Source organism: Burkholderiales bacterium (assembly GCA_035560005.1).
Lineage (GTDB): Bacteria > Pseudomonadota > Gammaproteobacteria > Burkholderiales > Eutrophovitaceae > DASRFY01.
Genome location: DATMAN010000101.1, coordinates 139,006 through 156,768, shown reverse-complemented (window position 1 = coordinate 156,768; position 17,763 = coordinate 139,006). Strand labels below are relative to the sequence as shown.

The 17,763-nt window shown below is 66.8% G+C and carries 18 protein-coding genes; 12 read left to right on the top strand and 6 right to left on the bottom strand.

Features of this window, described 5'->3' with window-relative positions; genetic code table 11:
- Positions 1 to 3: 3 nt before the first annotated feature.
- Entirely contained in the window at positions 4 to 771 is a 768-nt protein-coding gene (locus VNM24_16805) for a DUF1499 domain-containing protein (GenBank protein HWQ40241.1), read from the top strand.
- Here the strand turns inward: VNM24_16805 and VNM24_16800 are convergent, their stop codons facing one another.
- The 3 genes from VNM24_16800 to VNM24_16790 are packed head-to-tail and all read right to left on the bottom strand — an operon-like array spanning position 772 to position 3,172.
- Positions 772 to 1,116, bottom strand: coding sequence for a hypothetical protein (locus VNM24_16800; protein HWQ40240.1), 345 nt, complete (start codon positions 1,114 to 1,116; stop codon positions 772 to 774).
- Positions 1,116 to 1,511 carry a hypothetical protein gene (locus tag VNM24_16795; protein HWQ40239.1) on the bottom strand — a complete coding sequence of 132 codons (396 nt, stop codon included), beginning with the start codon at positions 1,509 to 1,511 and terminating at the stop codon, positions 1,116 to 1,118. The genes VNM24_16800 and VNM24_16795 overlap by 1 nt, the downstream gene beginning before the upstream one ends.
- Before the next feature lie 32 nt (positions 1,512 to 1,543).
- On the bottom strand, positions 1,544 to 3,172 hold the full coding sequence (locus VNM24_16790; GenBank protein ID HWQ40238.1) for a GMC family oxidoreductase N-terminal domain-containing protein: 1,629 nt from the start codon (positions 3,170 to 3,172) through the stop codon (positions 1,544 to 1,546).
- 305 nt (positions 3,173 to 3,477) lie between these two features.
- Here VNM24_16790 and VNM24_16785 point away from each other — a divergent pair, with 305 nt between their 5' ends.
- The 3 genes from VNM24_16785 (at position 3,478) to VNM24_16775 (ending at position 6,909) form a co-directional block, all read left to right on the top strand.
- Complete coding sequence (locus VNM24_16785; GenBank protein HWQ40237.1) at positions 3,478 to 4,281, top strand: ABC transporter ATP-binding protein; 804 nt, start codon at positions 3,478 to 3,480, stop codon at positions 4,279 to 4,281.
- 82 nt (positions 4,282 to 4,363) lie between these two features.
- Positions 4,364 to 5,140: an ABC transporter permease gene (locus VNM24_16780; GenBank protein HWQ40236.1), complete on the top strand. Its 777-nt coding sequence runs from the start codon at positions 4,364 to 4,366 to the stop codon at positions 5,138 to 5,140.
- A 44-nt stretch (positions 5,141 to 5,184) separates the two neighbouring features.
- Complete coding sequence (locus tag VNM24_16775) at positions 5,185 to 6,909, top strand: potassium/proton antiporter (protein ID HWQ40235.1); 1,725 nt, start codon at positions 5,185 to 5,187, stop codon at positions 6,907 to 6,909.
- 179 nt (positions 6,910 to 7,088) lie between these two features.
- On the opposite strand, the gene VNM24_16770 is transcribed toward VNM24_16775, so the two are convergent.
- The gene (locus tag VNM24_16770; protein HWQ40234.1) at positions 7,089 to 8,903 is read right to left on the bottom strand and encodes a M61 family metallopeptidase; all 1,815 of its coding nucleotides are present in this window, start codon (positions 8,901 to 8,903) and stop codon (positions 7,089 to 7,091) included.
- A gap of 88 nt (positions 8,904 to 8,991) precedes the next feature.
- Here VNM24_16770 and VNM24_16765 point away from each other — a divergent pair, with 88 nt between their 5' ends.
- A complete protein-coding gene (locus tag VNM24_16765) occupies positions 8,992 to 9,603 on the top strand; it encodes an outer membrane beta-barrel protein (GenBank protein ID HWQ40233.1) in 612 nt (203 codons plus the stop codon).
- 98 nt (positions 9,604 to 9,701) lie between these two features.
- Here VNM24_16765 and VNM24_16760 read toward each other — a convergent pair whose 3' ends face one another.
- The gene (locus VNM24_16760) at positions 9,702 to 9,881 is read right to left on the bottom strand and encodes a YbdD/YjiX family protein (GenBank protein HWQ40232.1); all 180 of its coding nucleotides are present in this window, start codon (positions 9,879 to 9,881) and stop codon (positions 9,702 to 9,704) included.
- An 11-nt stretch (positions 9,882 to 9,892) separates the two neighbouring features.
- Positions 9,893 to 11,980, bottom strand: coding sequence for a carbon starvation CstA family protein (locus tag VNM24_16755; protein ID HWQ40231.1), 2,088 nt, complete (start codon positions 11,978 to 11,980; stop codon positions 9,893 to 9,895).
- Positions 11,981 to 12,127: 147 nt separating this feature from the next.
- Here VNM24_16755 and glyA point away from each other — a divergent pair, with 147 nt between their 5' ends.
- The 7 genes from glyA to nusB all read left to right on the top strand — a co-directional run bounded on the left by glyA (position 12,128) and on the right by nusB (position 17,737).
- The gene (gene glyA, locus VNM24_16750) at positions 12,128 to 13,381 is read left to right on the top strand and encodes a serine hydroxymethyltransferase (GenBank protein ID HWQ40230.1); all 1,254 of its coding nucleotides are present in this window, start codon (positions 12,128 to 12,130) and stop codon (positions 13,379 to 13,381) included.
- A 170-nt stretch (positions 13,382 to 13,551) separates the two neighbouring features.
- Complete coding sequence (gene nrdR, locus VNM24_16745; GenBank protein HWQ40229.1) at positions 13,552 to 14,025, top strand: transcriptional regulator NrdR; 474 nt, start codon at positions 13,552 to 13,554, stop codon at positions 14,023 to 14,025.
- A complete protein-coding gene (gene ribD, locus VNM24_16740) occupies positions 14,025 to 15,116 on the top strand; it encodes a bifunctional diaminohydroxyphosphoribosylaminopyrimidine deaminase/5-amino-6-(5-phosphoribosylamino)uracil reductase RibD (protein HWQ40228.1) in 1,092 nt (363 codons plus the stop codon). Before nrdR ends, ribD begins: the two co-directional genes overlap by 1 nt.
- Positions 15,117 to 15,118: 2 nt before the next feature.
- Entirely contained in the window at positions 15,119 to 15,712 is a 594-nt protein-coding gene (locus VNM24_16735; GenBank protein ID HWQ40227.1) for a riboflavin synthase, read from the top strand.
- Complete coding sequence (gene ribBA / locus VNM24_16730) at positions 15,709 to 16,818, top strand: bifunctional 3,4-dihydroxy-2-butanone-4-phosphate synthase/GTP cyclohydrolase II (GenBank protein HWQ40226.1); 1,110 nt, start codon at positions 15,709 to 15,711, stop codon at positions 16,816 to 16,818. Before VNM24_16735 ends, ribBA begins: the two co-directional genes overlap by 4 nt.
- Positions 16,819 to 16,833: 15 nt before the next feature.
- Positions 16,834 to 17,313 carry a 6,7-dimethyl-8-ribityllumazine synthase gene (ribH, locus tag VNM24_16725; protein ID HWQ40225.1) on the top strand — a complete coding sequence of 160 codons (480 nt, stop codon included), beginning with the start codon at positions 16,834 to 16,836 and terminating at the stop codon, positions 17,311 to 17,313.
- The gene (gene nusB / locus VNM24_16720) at positions 17,300 to 17,737 is read left to right on the top strand and encodes a transcription antitermination factor NusB (GenBank protein HWQ40224.1); all 438 of its coding nucleotides are present in this window, start codon (positions 17,300 to 17,302) and stop codon (positions 17,735 to 17,737) included. Before ribH ends, nusB begins: the two co-directional genes overlap by 14 nt.
- The last annotated feature ends 26 nt before the right edge of the window (positions 17,738 to 17,763 follow it).

Sequence of the window (17,763 nt, the reverse complement as noted above, 5' to 3'; positions counted from 1 at the left end):
AACATGAACGCGGAAGCGGGGACGGCGAAAGTGCCGAGCCGGCGGTCGCAGTGGCTGCTGATCGGCGGGTTCGCGGTGGCGGTAATCTGTGCCGGTGCGATGATCTTTTCCGGCATCGGCTACCGGCTGGGGCTGTGGCATTTCCGTACCGGATTTGCGATCATCCGGTGGACTTTCTGGGGGGCGGCCGCCGCCGTGGTGCTCATCGCGGCCGGACTGCTCATCCCCGCGGCCCGCTCGCGCGCGGCGATGGTACTCGGCGCGATCGGCCTGGTCGTTGCGGCGCTGGCGCTCTACGTGCCCTGGAGCTGGAAGCGTACGCTCGACTCGGTTCCCTACATTCACGACATCACCACGGATCTTGGCAATCCCCCCGCCTTCGTCGCGGTGAAGAACGTGAGGAAAGAGGGCGACCACCCGGTCGAATACGACGGGCCGGAGGTGGCGGAGCAGCAGCGCAAGGCCTACCCCGATCTGGCGCCGCTGGTCGTGAGCCACCCTCCGGAAAAGGTCTTCGAAGCGGCCAAGGCGGTCATTGTCAAGATGGGCATGGAGCTGGTGGACGCCAGTCCTCAGGAGATGCGGATCGAGGCCACCGACACTTCGCTGCTCTACGGGTTCAAGGACGACGTGGTGGTGCGCATCACCACCAACTCCGACGGGACCCAGGTGGACGTTCGTTCCAAGTCGCGGGTGGGACGCAGCGACTTGGGCCAGAACGCCAAGCGCATTCGCGCTTTCCTCGCGAAACTGCAGGCGGAACTCGCCTGATCACCGGCCGCAGGCGTAGGCGATCAGGGTCTGTTCCAGGCCGGAGCGCGGCGGGCTGAGCGACGCGGCCGCCCCTGCGCCGTCCTCGCGCCCGGCCACGCCGAGCGTGCGCGCGGCGCAGTCGAACACGTAAAGGCTGCGGCTTTCCGTGTTGGCCCCGCCCCCGCCTTCCTTGCGCTCGACCACCCAAGCGCGAGCGCGGGAGCCCTTGCGCACGATGCTCGCGCGATCGATGAGCACCACTTCGTTCAGGCCCGAGCGCAGTACAAAGAGATCCTCGGCGCGCGAGCCTGCGGCGCTCAGGCACAGTGCGGCGAGCGCCGCGGCGCGAAGGCGAGCGGACATCACGCCGCGGGAACGTTCAGCGCTCTTCGGTCCGCCAGGGCCAGCCAGCCGCGGACCACCCGGTAGATCACCCAGATGCCGGCAACGACGAGCACGGCCCACGCCAGGGGAATGCCGACAATGGTGACGGCGAGCAGCGCCGCGATCAGGCACCACAGCAGCGCGAACCAGAACGTCCTGATCTGCCATCGGAAGTGCGACTCCAGCCAGGTACCCGAGGCTTCGTCCCGCTTCACGTAGTTGACGATGACCGCGACGATCGACGGGATGCCGAAGACGAACGCTCCCACGATGGTCCAGGCGCCGAGCACGCCGATCGCAATGCTCAGGCTGTGCAGGCCATAGACCAGATTGGCAACGCTGATCAACGACTCCCTGGGTTGGACGGTTTCCATCGGAGCTCCAGGATGGTAGGCGGTGCGCGGGCTCAGGCGAAGCCGCGGTCGCGCTTGACGAACTCCGCGCCCTTTTCGGCGATCATCATCGTCGGCGCGTTGGTATTGCCGGAGGTGATCCGCGGCATGACCGACGCGTCGATCACGCGCAGATTCCGGACGCCGTGCACGCGCAACCGGTCGTCGACGACCGCCAGGGGATCGCTGCCCATCTTGCATGTGCCGACGGGATGGAAGATGGTCGTGCCGAGATCGCCTGCGGCGCGGATCAGCTCTTCGTCCGACTGCGCTTCCGGCCCCGGGCGGAACTCCCGGGGTTGAAAGCGGGCGAGCGCTCTGGCCGACATGATACGGCGCGTGATGCGGATCGAATCCACCGCCACGCGGCGGTCTTCTTCGGTGCAGAGATAGTTCGGCTTGATCGCCGGATGTGCCAGCGGGTCCGGGCTCTTGATCCTGACATAACCGCGACTCGTGGGCCGCAGATTGCACACCGACGGGGTGATGGCGGAGAAGCGGTGCAGCGGTTCGCCGAACCTGTCCAGCGACAGCGGCTGCACGTGCCATTCGATGTTCGCCGAAGGCTGCGAAGGATCGCTCTTGCCGAAGGCGCCGAGCTGCGAGGGCGGCATGGTCAGCGGGCCGGTGCGCAACAGGCAATACTCCAGACCCATGGCGATCCGGCCGAGGACGCCGCGCGCGCGGTCGTTGAGCGTGACGGTGTTGGCGACCTTGTACTGCAGGCGGATCTGCAGATGATCGTGAAGGTTTTCGCCGACTCCGGGCAGGTCGTGCACCACCTGGATGCCGCATTGCTGCAGCAATGGGCCTGGACCGATCCCGGAGAGCTGGAGGATCTGCGGAGATCCGATCGCACCCGCCGCCAGCAGGACCTCGCGCTTGGCCTCGGCGCTGCGCAGCTGCCCGTTGGACAAGCGCAGCTCCACGCCGGTTGCGCGCCTGACTCCGCCGCGCGCGTCGATGAGGACACGCTGAACATGCGCCTGGTCGAGGATGTGCAGATTCCTGCGCCGCCTGATCGGCCGCAGAAACGCGCGTACCGCATTCCAGCGTACGCCGTTGCGCTGGTTCATCTGGAAATAGGCATTGCCGAAGTTGTCTCCCCGGTTGAATTCCGTGATCTTGGGAATGCCGCATTCCTCCGCGGCCTCGCGCCAGGCTTCGAGGATCTCCCAGCTCACGCGCCGCTCCTGGACCGGCAGCTCGCCGCCGGCGCCATGGAACTGATCCGCGCCGTGGACATAGTCCTCCATGCGCTTGAAATAGGGCAGCACTTCCTCCCAGGTCCAGCCGCGGTTGCCCCGTGCGGCCCAGTCATCGTAGTCGCTCTTCTGTCCGCGCATGTAGATCATGGCGTTGATCGACGTGCAGCCGCCCATGACCTTGCCTCGGGCGTAGCCGATCGAACGTCCGTTCAGCCCGTCCTCGGGCTCCGTGCGATACATCCAGTCGGTGCGCGGATTGCCGATGGTGAACAGGTAACCCACCGGGATCGGGATCCAGAAGTAGTCGTCTTTCCCGCCCGCTTCGATGAGCAGCACGCTCATGCCCGGATCGGCGCTCAGACGGTTCGCCAGCACGCAGCCGGCTGACCCGGCGCCCACGATGATGTAGTCGTACGAACCCATCGAACCAGCCATCGCGTCTGCTCCGTCTTGTGCTTAGTCCGCCGGCTCGGAACACTCAGTGGGTTCCTCTGGCCGGCGCAGGCGCGCGCCCCCTTTCGGTCAAAGCCTCGACTTCGACATCGGTGAAGGAGTCCGAAGCCCGCGGTCTCATGCCCCGTGCCATGGCTGCGCCCGTTGAATGACGCGCAGTATACCGGTCGTGCCCGGATGGGCCGTCGGCTAGAATTCGGGACGATGGATTCGACGCTCGTGCCGGCCGGTCAATTCCCGAGCCGCAGCGCCCTTGTGCGCGCTGCGCGATGAGCGCCGGGCTGAAGATGGCGCAAAGCGCTCTGGTCCTCGACCGCATCACCTGCACTTTTCCAGGAAGAAACGGCGCCGCCTACACCGCAGTGGCACAGGCCAGCCTCGCGGTCGAAGAAGGCGAGTTCGTCTCGCTGGTCGGTCCGACCGGTTGCGGCAAGTCCACCCTGCTCAACGTGGCCGCCGGGTTGCTCGCGCCGACCGCCGGATCGGTCACGGTGCTGGGGACGCCGCTCGCCGGACTGAACCGGCACGCGGGCTACCTGTTTCAGAGCGATTCGCTGCTGCCGTGGCGCACGGCCCGCGAGAACGTGATGCTCGGGCCGCTGCTGTGCGGGGCGGGCAGAGCCGAGGCGGTCGAGCGGGCGGACGCGTGGCTCGCCAGAGTCGGCTTGTCGGGTCATGGCGCGAAATACCCGCACGAACTTTCGGGTGGCATGCGCAAGCGAGTGGCCCTGGCGCAGACGCTGATCCTCGACCCCAAGATTCTCCTGATGGACGAGCCGTTCTCCGCGCTCGACGTACAGACCCGCAGCCTGATGGAGAACGAGCTGCTCGCCTTGTGGTCGCAGGATCGCAAGTCGGTCGTGTTCGTCACGCACGACATCGAAGAAGCGATCGCGCTCTCGGACCGCGTGGTGGTGTTGTCGGCCGGCCCGGCCGGCCGGCCGCTCGAGGAATTTCGCATCGATCTGGCGCGGCCGCGCGATGTGTCCGAGGTAAGGCTGACCGCGCGATTCCTCGAGCTGCATGGTGCGATCTGGCGGGTGCTCAAGCAGCAAGTGCTGAAGGCACACCGTGCAGGAGCGGCGCCATGAGCGCGCGCGCAAGCCGGGGCGGTGTGCTCGCGGGCAACGATCGCGCGCGCGGGCACGGGCGTTCGTTCGAGGCCACGCCCGCATGAGACCGCGCTGGCTGCCCCTGTACCAGGCGCTCCTGCTCTTTGGCCTGTTCGCGCTGTGGCACGCGCTGACCCGCGTCGGATGGCTGCCTCCGTTTTTCTTCGGCGAGCCGCTGGTCGTGCTGCAGCGGATCTGGGAATGGTTCGCCAGCGGCAGGATCTGGCCCCATCTGGGCGTCACCTTGCTGGAGACGGTGCTGGCGTTCGCGATGGGAACCATCCTGGGCGTGGCAGCCGGTCTGTGGCTGGCGTTGTCCGAGACGGCTTCCGCGCTGCTGGATCCCTACATCAAGGCGCTCAATTCCATGCCGCGGGTGATCCTCGCGCCGATCTTCGCGGTCTGGTTCGGGCTGGGCATCTGGTCCAAGGTGCTGCTCGGAGTGACGCTGGTGTTCTTCATCGTGTTCTTCAGCGTCTATCACGGGGTGCGCGAAGTGAACCCGGTATTGATCGCCAGCGCGCGCATGCTGGGTGCGGACAAGCGCCAGTTGCTGCGTTACGTGTACGTCCCCAGCGCTGCCGGCTGGGTGTTCTCCAGCCTGCACGCCTCGGTGGGAATGGCCTTCGTGGGCGCGGTGGTCGGCGAGTATCTGGGCTCGGCCCGGGGAATGGGTTATCTCATCCTGCAGGCCGAGGGCGTGTTCGACATCAACACGGTATTCGCCGGCGTCATCGTCCTGACCGCCTGCGCGCTCATCCTGGACAGGATCGTGACGTTCGTCGAACGCCGCCTGCTGCGCTGGCGGCCGGCACCGGTCGCAGACATTGGAAGCTGAATCCGGCGCGAAGCGCGGAACACGAGGACATCCGATCCGGAAACGTGGAGTTCGCTAACCAGGCCATTTTCGTCGGTGCCCTGCTGGTGGTGAGCGCCGTGCTGGCGAGCCTCATCGCCAATCGCACCGGCGCGCCGCTGCTGCTGGTGTTTCTCGCGGTCGGCATGCTGGCCGGCGAGGACGGGCCGGGCGGCATCCGGTTCCACAACTTCGATGCCGCCTACATCGTCGCCACGGTGGCGCTCGCCGTCATCCTGTTCGACGGCGGCGTGCGCACGCACACCGATACTTTCCGCGTCGGGCTGCGCCCGGCGCTCTCGCTGGCCACGCTGGGCGTGATTCTCACCGCGGGAACGGTTGGAGCGGCAGCGGCTTGGGTGCTCGACATGGACTGGATGCAGGGCATGCTGATCGGTGCCATCGTCGGCTCCACCGACGCGGCCGCCGTGTTTTCCCTGCTGCATGCGCGCGGCATGCGGTTGAAGCAGCGGGTCGGAGCGACGCTGGAGATCGAATCCGGCTGCAACGACCCGATGGCCGTGTTCCTCACGCTGGTGTTCATCGAGGCGATCAACACCGGCGGACGCAGCCTGGGGATCGGCGTGCTCGGCGAACTGATCGTTCAGTTCGGGATCGGGGCAGGCGTCGGCCTGCTCGGGGGCAAGCTGCTCGCCGCGCTAATCGAGCGCGTCAGCCTGACGCTCGGCCTGTACCCCCTGCTCGCCGCAGCCGGCGGCCTGTGCATCTACGCCGCCACGGTTCTGGTCGAAGGCAGCGGCTTCCTCGCGATCTATCTCGCCGGACTGGTGCTCGGCAACAGCCGGGTGCATGCGATCGACAATATCCTCAAGGTGCAGGACGGTCTGGCCTGGCTGGCGCAGATCACGATGTTCGTGCTGCTGGGGCTGCTGGTCACGCCGAGCGCCCTGGTTCCTTCCGCGATGGACGCGCTGTTCATCGCGCTCGTGCTGATCTTCGTCGCGCGCCCGCTGGCCGCGTGGCTCTCCCTGCTGCCGTTCAAGTTTCCCTGGCGCGAGCAGCTGTTCATCGCCTGGGTCGGCTTGCGCGGTGCGGTGCCGATCGTGCTCGCGATCTTCCCGGTGCTGGGCGGGCTGGAGGAGGCGCAGATCTATTTCAACGTGGCGTTCTTCGTGGTGCTGACCTCGCTCATCATCCAGGGATGGAGCGTCGCGCCGTTGGCTGCGTGGTTGCGCCTGAAGCTGCCCACCGAGCACGAGCCGCTGTTTTCGGAACGGCTGATCGTTCCGGGCAAGGCGGGTCTGCGTCTGCTCGCATGGCGCGTGAGCCCGGCCAGCGAGGCGATCGGCCGCAAGGTTGCGCATCTCGAGCTTCCGGCGGACGCCCGGGTGGCGGCCGTGTTCCGCGACGGCCGGGCGCTCGACGACATCGGACACGCGCAGGTCGCCGCCGGCGACCTGTTGTACGTGATCACCGGGGACCACGAGATTCCAGTGCTGGAGCGCCTGTTCGTGCCGGCGGACGACTTCGAGGAAACCGAACAGGCGCAGTACTACGGCAGCTTCACCCTGACCGGCGAAGCCACGTTGGGCGAGTTGGCGGAGGTCTATGGCGTTGCGGTGCCGGAGTCGCTGCGCGCGAGGACGCTCGCGCAGTATCTCGACTGGCGTTTCCGCGGCCGCACCGTGGTGGGCGACCGCATGCGCCTCGGGCCGCTGGAGCTGGTGGTGCGCGAACTGGAGGGGCGCAAGATCACCAAGGTCGGCGTGCGCATCGCTGCAGAACGTTGAATCGCCAAAACGACCCAAAGAAAGCAGATCGACCAGCAGGGCACGAAGGCACCCAGAAGACCCGGGCAGTTGCAGTGAGTGGCTTGCGGAATACGCACCCGCAGATCCCATGCGCCAGGGCCCGCAGAATCGCAAACGCCCGCACGCCTTTCGCTTGCCTTTTCAGGTGTCGTGGCGGCTCATGCCCTCTTGAGCCACGCGCGGCGCCGGCGTTCGGCCTGCCGGTCGGTGATCGGGACCAGCACGCAGGTGTCGCTCGGCGGCCGCGGGAAGCGCACGTCGAAGCTCATCAGCTCGTCGCGGCGAAAGGCGTGCAGGCGACATCGTTGGCCGGCGCGCAGGCGCGCAAGCCGCTCTTCCAAGTTCTTGCCGGTCACGCGCAGGCCGTCGAGCGCGAAGATGACATCGCCGGCGCAAAGGCCGGCGCGCTGTGCGGCGCCGCCATCCAGCACGTGGGTCACGCGCAGCTCGCCGCCTTCGGCGCGGATGCGAGCGCCCAGGTCGGCGCGCACCGCCAGTTCCGCTTGCGGCCGGGTTGCGCGCTTGCCACCGCGGTCGGACGCCGATTCGGCCGGGCGCAACACCATTTCGATGCCCACGGTGCGCAACAGCCGCGCCAGCGGCAGCTCCGCGGTCGAGCGCAGCGCCAGATCGAAAAAACCCTTCAGGCGCAGTCCCGTCACTTCCTCCGCGAGCTGCTCCACGCCGTCCTCGGGAACCGCAACCCCGCTGCGGCCATGACGGCGCCACAAGGCGCGCATGACATGGTCGAGCGAGCGGCGCCCGCCGCTGCGCTCGCGGATCAGCAGATCGAGGCACAAGGCGATCAGGCTCCCCTTCTGGTAGTAGCTCACCACCGCGTTGGGCGTGTTCTCGTCCGGGCGGTAGTACTTGATCCAGGCATCGAAGCTTGAATCGGCCACCGTCTGCCTGCGGCGGCCTGGCCCGCGCAGGACCTGCGTGATGGTGCTGCCCAGGATTTCGAGGTAGGTCTGTTCGGAGATGAGCCCGGCGCGCCGGAGCAGAAGGTCGTCGTAGTAGGAGGTGATGCCTTCGAAGGCCCACAGGCTACGCGTGTAGTTTTCGCGGTCCAGATCGTACGGGGTGAAGGCCGCGGGCCTGATGCGCTTGACGTTCCAGGTGTGGAAATACTCATGGCTCGCCAGGCCGAGAAAAGTCCGGTACCGCTCGTCGGGCTCGCGCAACCCGCGGCGCGGCAGATCGTCGCGGCCGCAGAGCAGCGCAGCGCAGGCGCTGTGCTCCAGGCCACCGTAGCCTTCGTCGACCGCATTGACCAGGAAAATGTAACGATCCACCGGCGCCTCGCCCCAGAACGCGATTTGCGTCTCGCACAAGCGCTTCAGATCTCGGGCGAGACGATCTAAATCGGCGTCATGGCGGCCGGAGATCACCAGATCGTGCGCCACCCCCGCAGCGCGAAAGGTCACGAGCGAAAACTCCCCCATCTCCACCGGATGATCGATCAGCTCCTGGTAGTCCGCGGCGCGATAAACCCCGTAACGGCGCCGATCGGCGTCGGTCGCGCGCATCGCGGTCGCCACGCGCCAGCGGCCATAGCGCGCGCCGCGCGGCGGCAGGAGTTGCACCTCGTGCGGCTGGTCCTCCCGCCCGTGGACCTTGAGGAAGAGGCACGGCCCGTTGAAGAAGCCGCGCCGGGTATCCAGGTAGGCGCCGCGCACCGAGGAATCGAAGGCATACACCTCGTACTGGATGGTCAGCGGGCCTTCAACCGGTTCCGCGACCCAGGTGTTCTTGTCGATCTTCTCCAGAGCCGCCGGGCGTCGTCCGCCCCGTGCCGAGATGTGAACGATGTGGCGGGCGAACTCCCGGATCAGATAGCTGCCGGGAATCCAGGTGGGCAGCGAAAGGCGCTGCCCGGCCGGATCGGGCAGTGCGACAGTGCAGGTGACCGAGAAGAGGTGTGCTTCGGGGTTCGAAGGACGGATCGAATACCGGACCGGGTTGGCTTTCACGATGTTCGGACGCAAGATAGCGACGGCGGACGGCGCGCGGTCATGTCATGCCCGATGCGCGCCCACGCTCACCAGAACGGAGGCCACTATGCTCAACAGTGTGATACGCCGCGCGTTGCCGCTGCTGGTCGCGACCGGCTTGGCCTTTCCTCAATGGGCCGGCGCGCAAAGCGCCGGCAGCGGCTACATCGGGGCCAGCGTCGGAGCGTCGATGGCATCGGATTTCTGCGACGACGAGCCCGGGGTGACCCTCATCGACTGCGAGGACCAGGACGCGGGGTTCAAGCTCTTCGCCGGGTACCAGTTCAACGCCAACTTCGCGGCCGAGGCGGCGTACGTAAATCTGGGCGAGATCTCGGGCAGGGGCAGCTTCCTCGGCACCCCCTTCGACCTGAAGTTCCAAGCCAGCGCGATGACGGTTCAAGGGGTCGGAATCCTGCCGTTTCGCGAAGGGGCGCTGTTCGGCAAGGCGGGGTTGTCCTTCTGGAATCTCGACACCCGCGGAATCGTGGCCGGCGCTCCAGGCTCGGCAAGCGATGACGGCGTGGACGTCACCATCGGTCTGGGTGCCCAGTTCGCGATCGGCGGCAACCTGGGCATCCGCGCCGAATGGGACTTCTTCCCGGACTTCGGAGACGACGACACCGGAGAGGAAGACATCCACCTGTTCTCCGTCGGCATCGTCGTCTGGTTCCGCTAAAGCGCCCGAAAGCGCGCCGAGGCATGAGGCATGCGGCGGCCGCTGCCCTTCGTCTCGCGTGGCGACGTGACTGCTCAAGCCTCCCACCCGATGCTGCGCTAGCAGCATCGCGAGAGCTTGCTCCACTTCTGCTCCTGGCAGAACCTGAAATAGTCTGCACGGGTCAGCGGTGGCTGCCCGGGATGGTGCGCGCGATGATGGGCGAGGTAGCGCTCGTAAGCGTCGTCGCCGCTGGCCTGGCGCAGAAACCGCCAGAAGGAACGCAACGGTCCGGTCACGATCGCCTCCATCACGCGTGCAGCGAGCTGGTCACCATGCTGGCGTCGAGCTGAGTCCTGATGTATTGGGACTCGGACAGCGGCAGCACCGGCCTGCCGGCGCGGATGCGCAGCGACATGCGCAGCATGTCGATGATCACCACCCAGAGAATGATCGCGAACAGCAGCGCGAGCGCGGCGTCGATGCGCTGCCCGATGATGAGTTGCGGCGCCACCGCCGCCTGCTCGGGCGTGAGCGTGCCGGCGGCCAGCTTGGCCGCCATGTCGGCCGCGCCGGCCAGGAAGCCCACCGCCGGGTTCGGGCTGAAGACCTTTTCCCACGCCGCCCAGGTGCACACGATCGCGAGCCAGGTGAGCGGCAGCCCGGTGACCCAGGCGTACTTGGCGCGGCCCATCTTGATGATGATGCCGGTGGCGACCGTCAGCGCGATGCCGGCGAGCAGTTGGTTGGAGATCCCGAACAGCGGCCACAGGATGTTCACGCCACCCAGCGGGTCGCGCACGCCCTGCACGAGGAAATAACCCCACGCCGAGACGAAGATCAGGCTCGACAGCACGGTCATCGGATAGGAGGACACGTTGCCGAAGCGCTTCCAGAAGTGCTTGCCCAGATCCTGCAGCATGAAGCGGCCCACGCGCGTGCCGGCGTCCAGCGTGGTGAGGATGAACAGCACCTCGAACATGATCGCGAAGTGGTACCAGACCGCGAGCATGGTTCCGCCGAAGGTGGTCGAGAAGATGGTCGCCATGCCCACCGCGAGCGAAGGCGCGCCGCCGGTGCGGGCGAAGAGCGTGGCTTCGCCCATCTCTTTGGCGAGCGCCGCCATCTGCTCGACGGTGACGGGGAAGCCCCAGGACGAGATCGTGGCCACGGCCGCCGCGGCTTCCTTGCCGACCACCCCCGCCGGGCTGTTGATCGCAAAGTACACGCCCGGATCGAGCACGGTGGCGGCGATCACCGCCATGATGGCCACGAAGGACTCCAGCGCCATCGAACCGTAGCCGATCATGCGGATTTCCTTTTCGTTGGCGAGCAGCTTCGGCGTGGTGCCGGAGGACACCAGCGAGTGGAAACCGGAGATGGCGCCGCAGGCGATGGTGATGAACACGAACGGGAACAGGTCGCCCTTGAAGATCGGCCCCATGCCGGTTCGGGCGAACTCGGTGAGATAGGGCATCTTCACCTCGGGGGCGATGATCATGATGGAGATCGCCAGCATGAACACCACGCCGAGCTTGAGGAACGTGGACAGATAGTCGCGTGGAGCGAGCAACAGCCAGACCGGCAGCACCGCTGCGGCGAAGCCGTAGACCATCACGAACCAGGCGCAGCCCATCTTCGACCAGTCGAAATAGCCGCGCAGTGCCTCGTTGTGGTCCACCCAGCCTCCGCCCAGCACGCACACCACCAGCAGCACGATGCCGATCAACGTGCCCTCCAGCACCCGCCCGGGACGGATGCCGCGCATGTAGATGCCGATCAGCATCGCGACCGGAATGGTGCCCAGCACGGTGGCGGTGGCCCACGGGCTCTTGTACATCGCGTTGACGATCACCAGCCCGAGCACGGCGATCAGGATGATCATGATCATCATGGTGCCGATCAGCGCCGCCCAGCCCCCGATCGGGCCGAGTTCGTCGCGCGCCATCTGGCCGAGCGAGCGGCCGTCGCGGCGCGTGGAGCAGAACATGATGACCATGTCCTGGACGCAGCCGCCCAGGACGGCGCCCACCAGAATCCACAGCGTGCCGGGCAGATAGCCGAACTGCATGGCCAGCGTCGGCCCGATCAAGGGGCCCGGGCCGGCGATCGCGGCGAAGTGATGCCCGAAGACCACCCATTTGTTGGTTGGGACGAAATCGCGGCCGTTGTTGAAGCGCTCGGCCGGTGTGGCGCGCGTGCTGTCGAGCACCAGCACCTTGGCGCAGATCCAGGCGCTGTAAAAACGGAACGCGACCAGGTAAGTGCAGATCGCGGCGACGATGAACCAAATGGCGTTGATCGACTCGCCGCGATGGATCGCGATGCCGCCGATGGCCGAGGCGCCGAGAACGGCAATACCCGCCCAGACCAACTTGCTCAGAATGGTTTTCGGCATGACGTCTCCCCAGGAGGATGCCCGGACCGCGCCGGGCGTTGTTATGGATCCTTGGTGCGGCGAAGTTTAACCCAAGCCTTTGCCGGGAAGCGCGGCTGTTGCGCTGCAAGGTGCTAAACTTCGCCGGTTTTTCAGTCGACCGCTGCCATGTTCACCGCCAAGGAAAACATCGAGGACTTCGACCCGGAACTGTGGTTCGCGCTCGAGTCGGAGCGCAGGCGACAGGAGGATCACATCGAGCTGATCGCCTCCGAAAACTACGCCAGCCCGCGGGTGCTGCAAGCGCAGGGTTCGGTGCTGACCAACAAGTACGCGGAAGGTTATCCGGGCAAGCGCTACTACGGCGGGTGCGAGTTCGTGGACGTTGCGGAAAAGCTCGCCATCGAACGCGCCAAAGCACTCTTCAAGGCCGAGGTCGTCAACGTGCAGCCGCATTCCGGCAGCCAGGCCAACGCGGCGGTCTACCTCTGCGTCCTGGAGCCGGGCGACACCATCCTGGGCATGTCGCTGGCCCACGGCGGACATCTCACGCACGGCTCCCCGGTCAACTTCAGCGGCCGGTTGTTCCACGTCGTGAGCTACGGGCTGAACGAGAAGGAGGAAATCGACTACGACCAGGTCGAGAAGCTGGCGCGCGAGCACCGGCCCAAGATGATCGTGGCCGGCGCCTCGGCCTACTCGCTGGTGATCGACTGGAAGCGCTTCGCGGAAATCTCGGAGGCGGTGGGCGCCTATCTGATGGCGGATATGGCGCACTACGCGGGGCTGGTGGCCGCCGGTCTGTATCCCAGCCCGGTGGCACACGCGGACTTCGTCACCAGCACCACGCACAAGACGCTGCGCGGGCCGCGCGGCGGCCTCATCCTCGGCAAGGCCGACTACGAGAAGCAGATCAACTCCACGATCTTTCCGGGTACCCAGGGCGGTCCGCTGATGCATGTGATCGCCGCGAAGGCGGTCGCCTTCAAGGAGGCGCAAAGCCCCGAGTTCAGGCGCTACCAGGAGCAGGTCATCGCGAACGCCCGCGTCATGGCCAAGGTGCTGGACAAGCGGGGCCTGCGGATCGTTTCGGGCCGCACCGACTGCCATCTGTTCCTGGTCGATCTTCGCGCCAAGCAGATCACGGGCAAGGACGCCGAGCGCGTGCTGGGCCAGGCGCACATCACCGTGAACAAGAACGCGATCCCGAACGATCCCGAGAAGCCTTTCGTCACCAGCGGCATCCGGCTCGGCTCTCCGGCCATGACCACGCGCGGCTTCACCGAGCTGGAGGCGGAGCGGCTCGGACATCTGATCGCGGACGTGCTCGATGCCCCGCACGACGAGAAGGTCATCGCGCGGGTCAGGGAGGAGGTGATCGCGCTGTGCCGCAAGTTTCCGGTGTACGCAAACCCGCGATGAAGGCGGAAGGATGGGGGATGAACTGAGGCTCGCGGTACGGCGCAGCTCATGTGGCGCGGACAGCCCGGGCCGCACGCCGTCTATCGGCCTTTGTTCTGGTGCGTCCAGCGCGCGCCGCGGCCGTGAAGCTGCGTTCATCCTTCACTCTTCATCCTTCATCCTGTGCGCCCATGCGCTGCCCCTTCTGTAAACACGAAGATACCCAGGTGGTGGACTCGCGCGTGTCCGAGGTCGGCGACAGCGTGCGCCGGCGCCGTCGCTGCCCGGCTTGCGACAAGCGCTTCACGACCTACGAGACGGTGGAGCTGCGCATGCCTCAGATCGTGAAATCGAACGGCATGCGCGAGGAGTTCAGCGAGGAGAAGCTGCGCACCGGTTTCCAGCGTGCCGTGCACAAACGGCCGGTATCGGCCGAGCTGGTGGAAGAGGCGGTCGAGCGCATCAAGCAGCGCCTGCTCTCGCTCGGCGAACGCGAAGTGGAGTCGCGCAGGGTCGGCGAGATGGTCATGAAGGAGCTGTACAAGCTGGACAAGGTGGCGTACATCCGTTTCGCTTCGGTCTACCGCAGCTTCCAGGACGTCGACGACTTTCGCGACGCGATCAGGGAAGTACAAAGGCCGGCCGCGCGCCGCAAGGGCCGCTGATGGGCGTGACGGCGGACGATTTTGCCTTCATGGCACGCGCGCTGCGTCTGGCGGAGCAGGGGCTGTACACGGCTACGCCGAATCCCCGGGTGGGCTGCCTCATTGCGCGCGACGGCGAGGTCGTGGGCGAAGGATGGCACCGTCGCGCGGGCGAGCCGCACGCCGAGGTGCACGCACTGGCCGCCGCGGGTTCCCGCGCGCGCGACGCCACGGTGTATGTAACGCTGGAGCCGTGCACCCATCATGGACGCACGCCGCCGTGCGTCGATGCGCTGATCGCGGCGCAGGTCAAACGGGTAGTTGCGGCGATGCAGGATCCCAACCCGCAGGTTTCGGGCAGCGGCATCGACCGGTTGCGCGCGGCCGGGATCGAGGTCGAGGTCGGCGTCATGGAGGCTCAGGCGCGCGAGCTCAACATCGGCTTCGTCGCGCGCATGAACCGCGGGCGCCCCTGGCTGCGGCTCAAGATCGCCGCCGCGCTGGACGGCCGCACCGCGCTGGACAATGGAGTCTCGCAATGGATCACTGGACCGGGCGCACGGCGCGACGCGCATCACTGGCGGGCGCGCTCCTGCGCGGTCATGACTGGCATCGGCACGCTGCGCGACGACGATCCGCGGCTCAACGTGCGCGAGGTGCAAACCACGCGCCAGCCGCTGCGCATCGTGGTCGACAGCCGGCTGCGGATCCGCCCGGAAGCGAGGATTTTCGGAGATGGGGGGGTGCTGGTCGCGACCGCGACGCAGGACGCGCAGCGCATCCGCGAGGTCCGGGCGCGCGGCGCGGATATCGTGATCCTGCCCAATGCCCAGGGAAAGGTCGATCTGGAGCGGCTCGCCGCCGAGCTGGCCGGGCGCGGCATCAACGAAGTCACGGTGGAAGCCGGGGTCAACCTCAACAGCGCGCTGCACCGCGCCGGGCTGGTCGACGAGCTGGTCATCTACTACGCGCCCATGCTCCTGGGCGCGCAGGGACGCGGCATCCTGGATCTGGAAGAAGTGCACCGGCTGGAAGATGCGCCGAGGCTGGAGGTACGTGACCTGCGCCACGTGGGTGCGGACCTCAGGGTGATCGCGCGTTTTCGCCGATAGCGATGTTCACCGGGATCGTGCAGGCTCTTGGAACGGTCGCCCGGCTGCGGATGTCGAGCGCCGGAGCGGCTCTGCGGGTGGAGGTTGGCGCGCTGGACTTGTCCGATATCGCGATCGGGGACAGCGTATGCGTGGACGGCGTGTGCCTGACCGTGACCGCGCTGGAGGGCAAAACCCTTGGCTTCGACGTCTCGCCCGAGACGCTGCGCGTCACCGCCGGGTTCCGCGAGCGCGCGGTGGTCAATCTGGAAAAGGCGCTCAAACTCTCGGACCGGCTCGGTGGCCACCTCGTCACGGGGCATGTCGATGCAGTGGGTGAGGTGATCGATGTCGAAGGCGGCGAGGCCAATCGGAGCGTGAGCGTGCGGTTTCCGCCGGCGCTCGGACGCTTCATTGCGGGGAAAGGATCGATCGCGATGAACGGCGTGAGCCTGACGGTCAACCGCGTCACGCGCGAAGTCTTCACGGTCAATCTCATTGCGCATACGCTCGAAATGACCAACCTGAAGCAGCTTGCCCCGGGCAGCCGGGTCAATCTGGAAGTCGACCCGATCGCCCGCTACGTCGATCGGCTTCTGACCAGCGACCGGCCGTGAAAGACGCCATCAGTTCCATTCCCGAAATCATCGACGAGATCCGCGCCGGCCGGATGGTGATTTTGGTCGACGACGAGAGCCGCGAGAACGAAGGCGATCTGGTCTTCGCGGCGCAGTTCGCTACGGCGGAGAAGATCAACTTCATGGCCAAGCACGGCCGCGGCCTGATCTGCATGCCCATCACCGGGGAGCATGCGCGCCGCCTCAACCTTTCGCCGATGACCGCGCGCAACCGCTCGGTGCACGGCACCAATTTCACGGTGTCCATCGAGGCCGCGCAGGGCGTGACCACGGGCATTTCGGCGGCGGACCGCGCTCACACCATCAAGGTGGCGTCCAGCCCGGGCGCCCGGCCGGAGGATATCGTTCAGCCGGGCCATGTGTTTCCGCTGATCGCGCAGGAAGGCGGTGTGCTGATGCGCGCCGGTCATACCGAGGCGTGCTGCGATCTGGCGCGCCTGGCGGGACTGTATCCCGCGGCGGTACTGTGCGAGATCATGAAGGACGACGGGACCATGGCGCGGCTGCCGGACCTCGTCGAGTTCGCGCGCCGCCACGGATTGAAGATCGGCACCATCGCCGACGTCATCCATTACCGCAGTCGCACCGAATCGCTGATCGAACGGGTGACGCAGCGTGACATCACGACCGTCTTCGGCCGGTTCACCCTGGTCGCCTACCGGGATGTCATCGCGCATGATGCCCACCTGGCGCTGGTGCATGGAGCGCCGGCTGCGCACGAGGAGGTCCTGGTGCGGGTGCACGAGCCGCTGTCGGTGGCCGATCTGCTCGACGCACAAAGCACCGCGCATTCTTGGAACCTGAACGACGCGCTGCGCGCCATCGCCGCCGCACCCGCCGGCGTGATCGTGCTGCTGCATCGCACCGAGACCGGCGCGCAGTTGCTCGAGCGGCTCGCCGCCACCGGCGAGGACTTCGACCAGGCGCCTCCGGTGGACCTTAGGACCTACGGCGTGGGCGCGCAGATTCTGCGCGATCTCGGGGTCAAGCGCATGAAGCTGCTGGCCACGCCGCGCCGGATGCCGAGCATGGCCGGCTTCGATCTCGAAGTGACCGGCTACGTCCAGCCGCGGGAAAAGCCTTGACGGCGAGGAGCAGTGATGGCAGGCGGTAACGGGAGCTTCAGATTCGAGCCGAGCCGGGATGGCCGCGGGTTGCGCATCGGCATCGTGGTGGCGCGTTTCAACGCGCAGCCGGGCGAGACGCTGCTCCAGGCTTGCCTCGCCGAGCTGGACAGGCTCGGAGTGCGTGCGGCCGACGTGACGATCGCCACGGTTCCGGGTGCTCTCGAAGTGCCGCTGGCGTTGCAGAAGCTTGCCAACACCGAACAGTTCGACGCGCTGATCGCGCTGGGCGCGGTCATCCGCGGCGAGACGTATCATTTCGAGGTGGTCGCCAACGAGTCGGCCGCCGGCATCGCCTCGGTGCAGCTCGACGCGGGCATTCCCATCGCCAACGGCATTCTGACCTGCGATACCGAGGAGCAGGCTGCGGTGCGTGCGTCGCAGAAGGGCGCCGACTGCGCACGAGTCGCAGTGGAGATGGCCCGGCTGCTGAAGGACATCGATGAAAGGCGCTAGACGACGCTCGCGCGAGCTGGGCCTGCAGGCCGTCTACCAGTGGCTGCTCAACGCATCGAGCGCCGAGGAGCTGCTGGCGCAGCTCGCCGAACGCGAGGAGTACGGGGCTGCCGACCGCAAGTTCCTGGAAACGCTGCTGCGCGGAACGCTACGGGACGCGGAGACGCTTCGAGCCAGGCTGCAACCTCATCTGGACCGCAAGGTGCAGGAGCTTTCTCCGGTCGAGCACGCGCTGTTGCTGATGGCGGCGTTCGAGCTCGCCAGCCAGCCGCAAACGCCTTACAAGGTGGTGATCAACGAGGCGGTCGAACTGGCGAAGAGCTACGGCGGCACCGACGGGCACAAGTACGTCAACGGCGTGCTCGACAAGCTCGCCGCCGAGCTGCGCCCCGAAGAAGTCAGGGCTCGCACCGGTCAGAGATGAGCTGCGCGCACCGGAACGTATCACCG

Coding starts and splice junctions, on each gene's coding strand:
- VNM24_16805 (HWQ40241.1), top strand. CDS start 4: ATGAACGCGGAAGCGGGGACGGCGAAAGTGCCGAGCCGGCGGTCGCAG.
- VNM24_16800 (HWQ40240.1), bottom strand. CDS start 1,116: ATGTCCGCTCGCCTTCGCGCCGCGGCGCTCGCCGCACTGTGCCTGAGC.
- VNM24_16795 (HWQ40239.1), bottom strand. CDS start 1,511: ATGGAAACCGTCCAACCCAGGGAGTCGTTGATCAGCGTTGCCAATCTG.
- VNM24_16790 (HWQ40238.1), bottom strand. CDS start 3,172: ATGGCTGGTTCGATGGGTTCGTACGACTACATCATCGTGGGCGCCGGG.
- VNM24_16785 (HWQ40237.1), top strand. CDS start 3,478: ATGGCGCAAAGCGCTCTGGTCCTCGACCGCATCACCTGCACTTTTCCA.
- VNM24_16780 (HWQ40236.1), top strand. CDS start 4,364: ATGAGACCGCGCTGGCTGCCCCTGTACCAGGCGCTCCTGCTCTTTGGC.
- VNM24_16765 (HWQ40233.1), top strand. CDS start 8,992: ATGCTCAACAGTGTGATACGCCGCGCGTTGCCGCTGCTGGTCGCGACC.
- VNM24_16755 (HWQ40231.1), bottom strand. CDS start 11,980: ATGCCGAAAACCATTCTGAGCAAGTTGGTCTGGGCGGGTATTGCCGTT.
- glyA (HWQ40230.1), top strand. CDS start 12,128: ATGTTCACCGCCAAGGAAAACATCGAGGACTTCGACCCGGAACTGTGG.
- nrdR (HWQ40229.1), top strand. CDS start 13,552: ATGCGCTGCCCCTTCTGTAAACACGAAGATACCCAGGTGGTGGACTCG.
- ribD (HWQ40228.1), top strand. CDS start 14,025: ATGGGCGTGACGGCGGACGATTTTGCCTTCATGGCACGCGCGCTGCGT.
- VNM24_16735 (HWQ40227.1), top strand. CDS start 15,119: ATGTTCACCGGGATCGTGCAGGCTCTTGGAACGGTCGCCCGGCTGCGG.
- ribH (HWQ40225.1), top strand. CDS start 16,834: ATGGCAGGCGGTAACGGGAGCTTCAGATTCGAGCCGAGCCGGGATGGC.
- nusB (HWQ40224.1), top strand. CDS start 17,300: ATGAAAGGCGCTAGACGACGCTCGCGCGAGCTGGGCCTGCAGGCCGTC.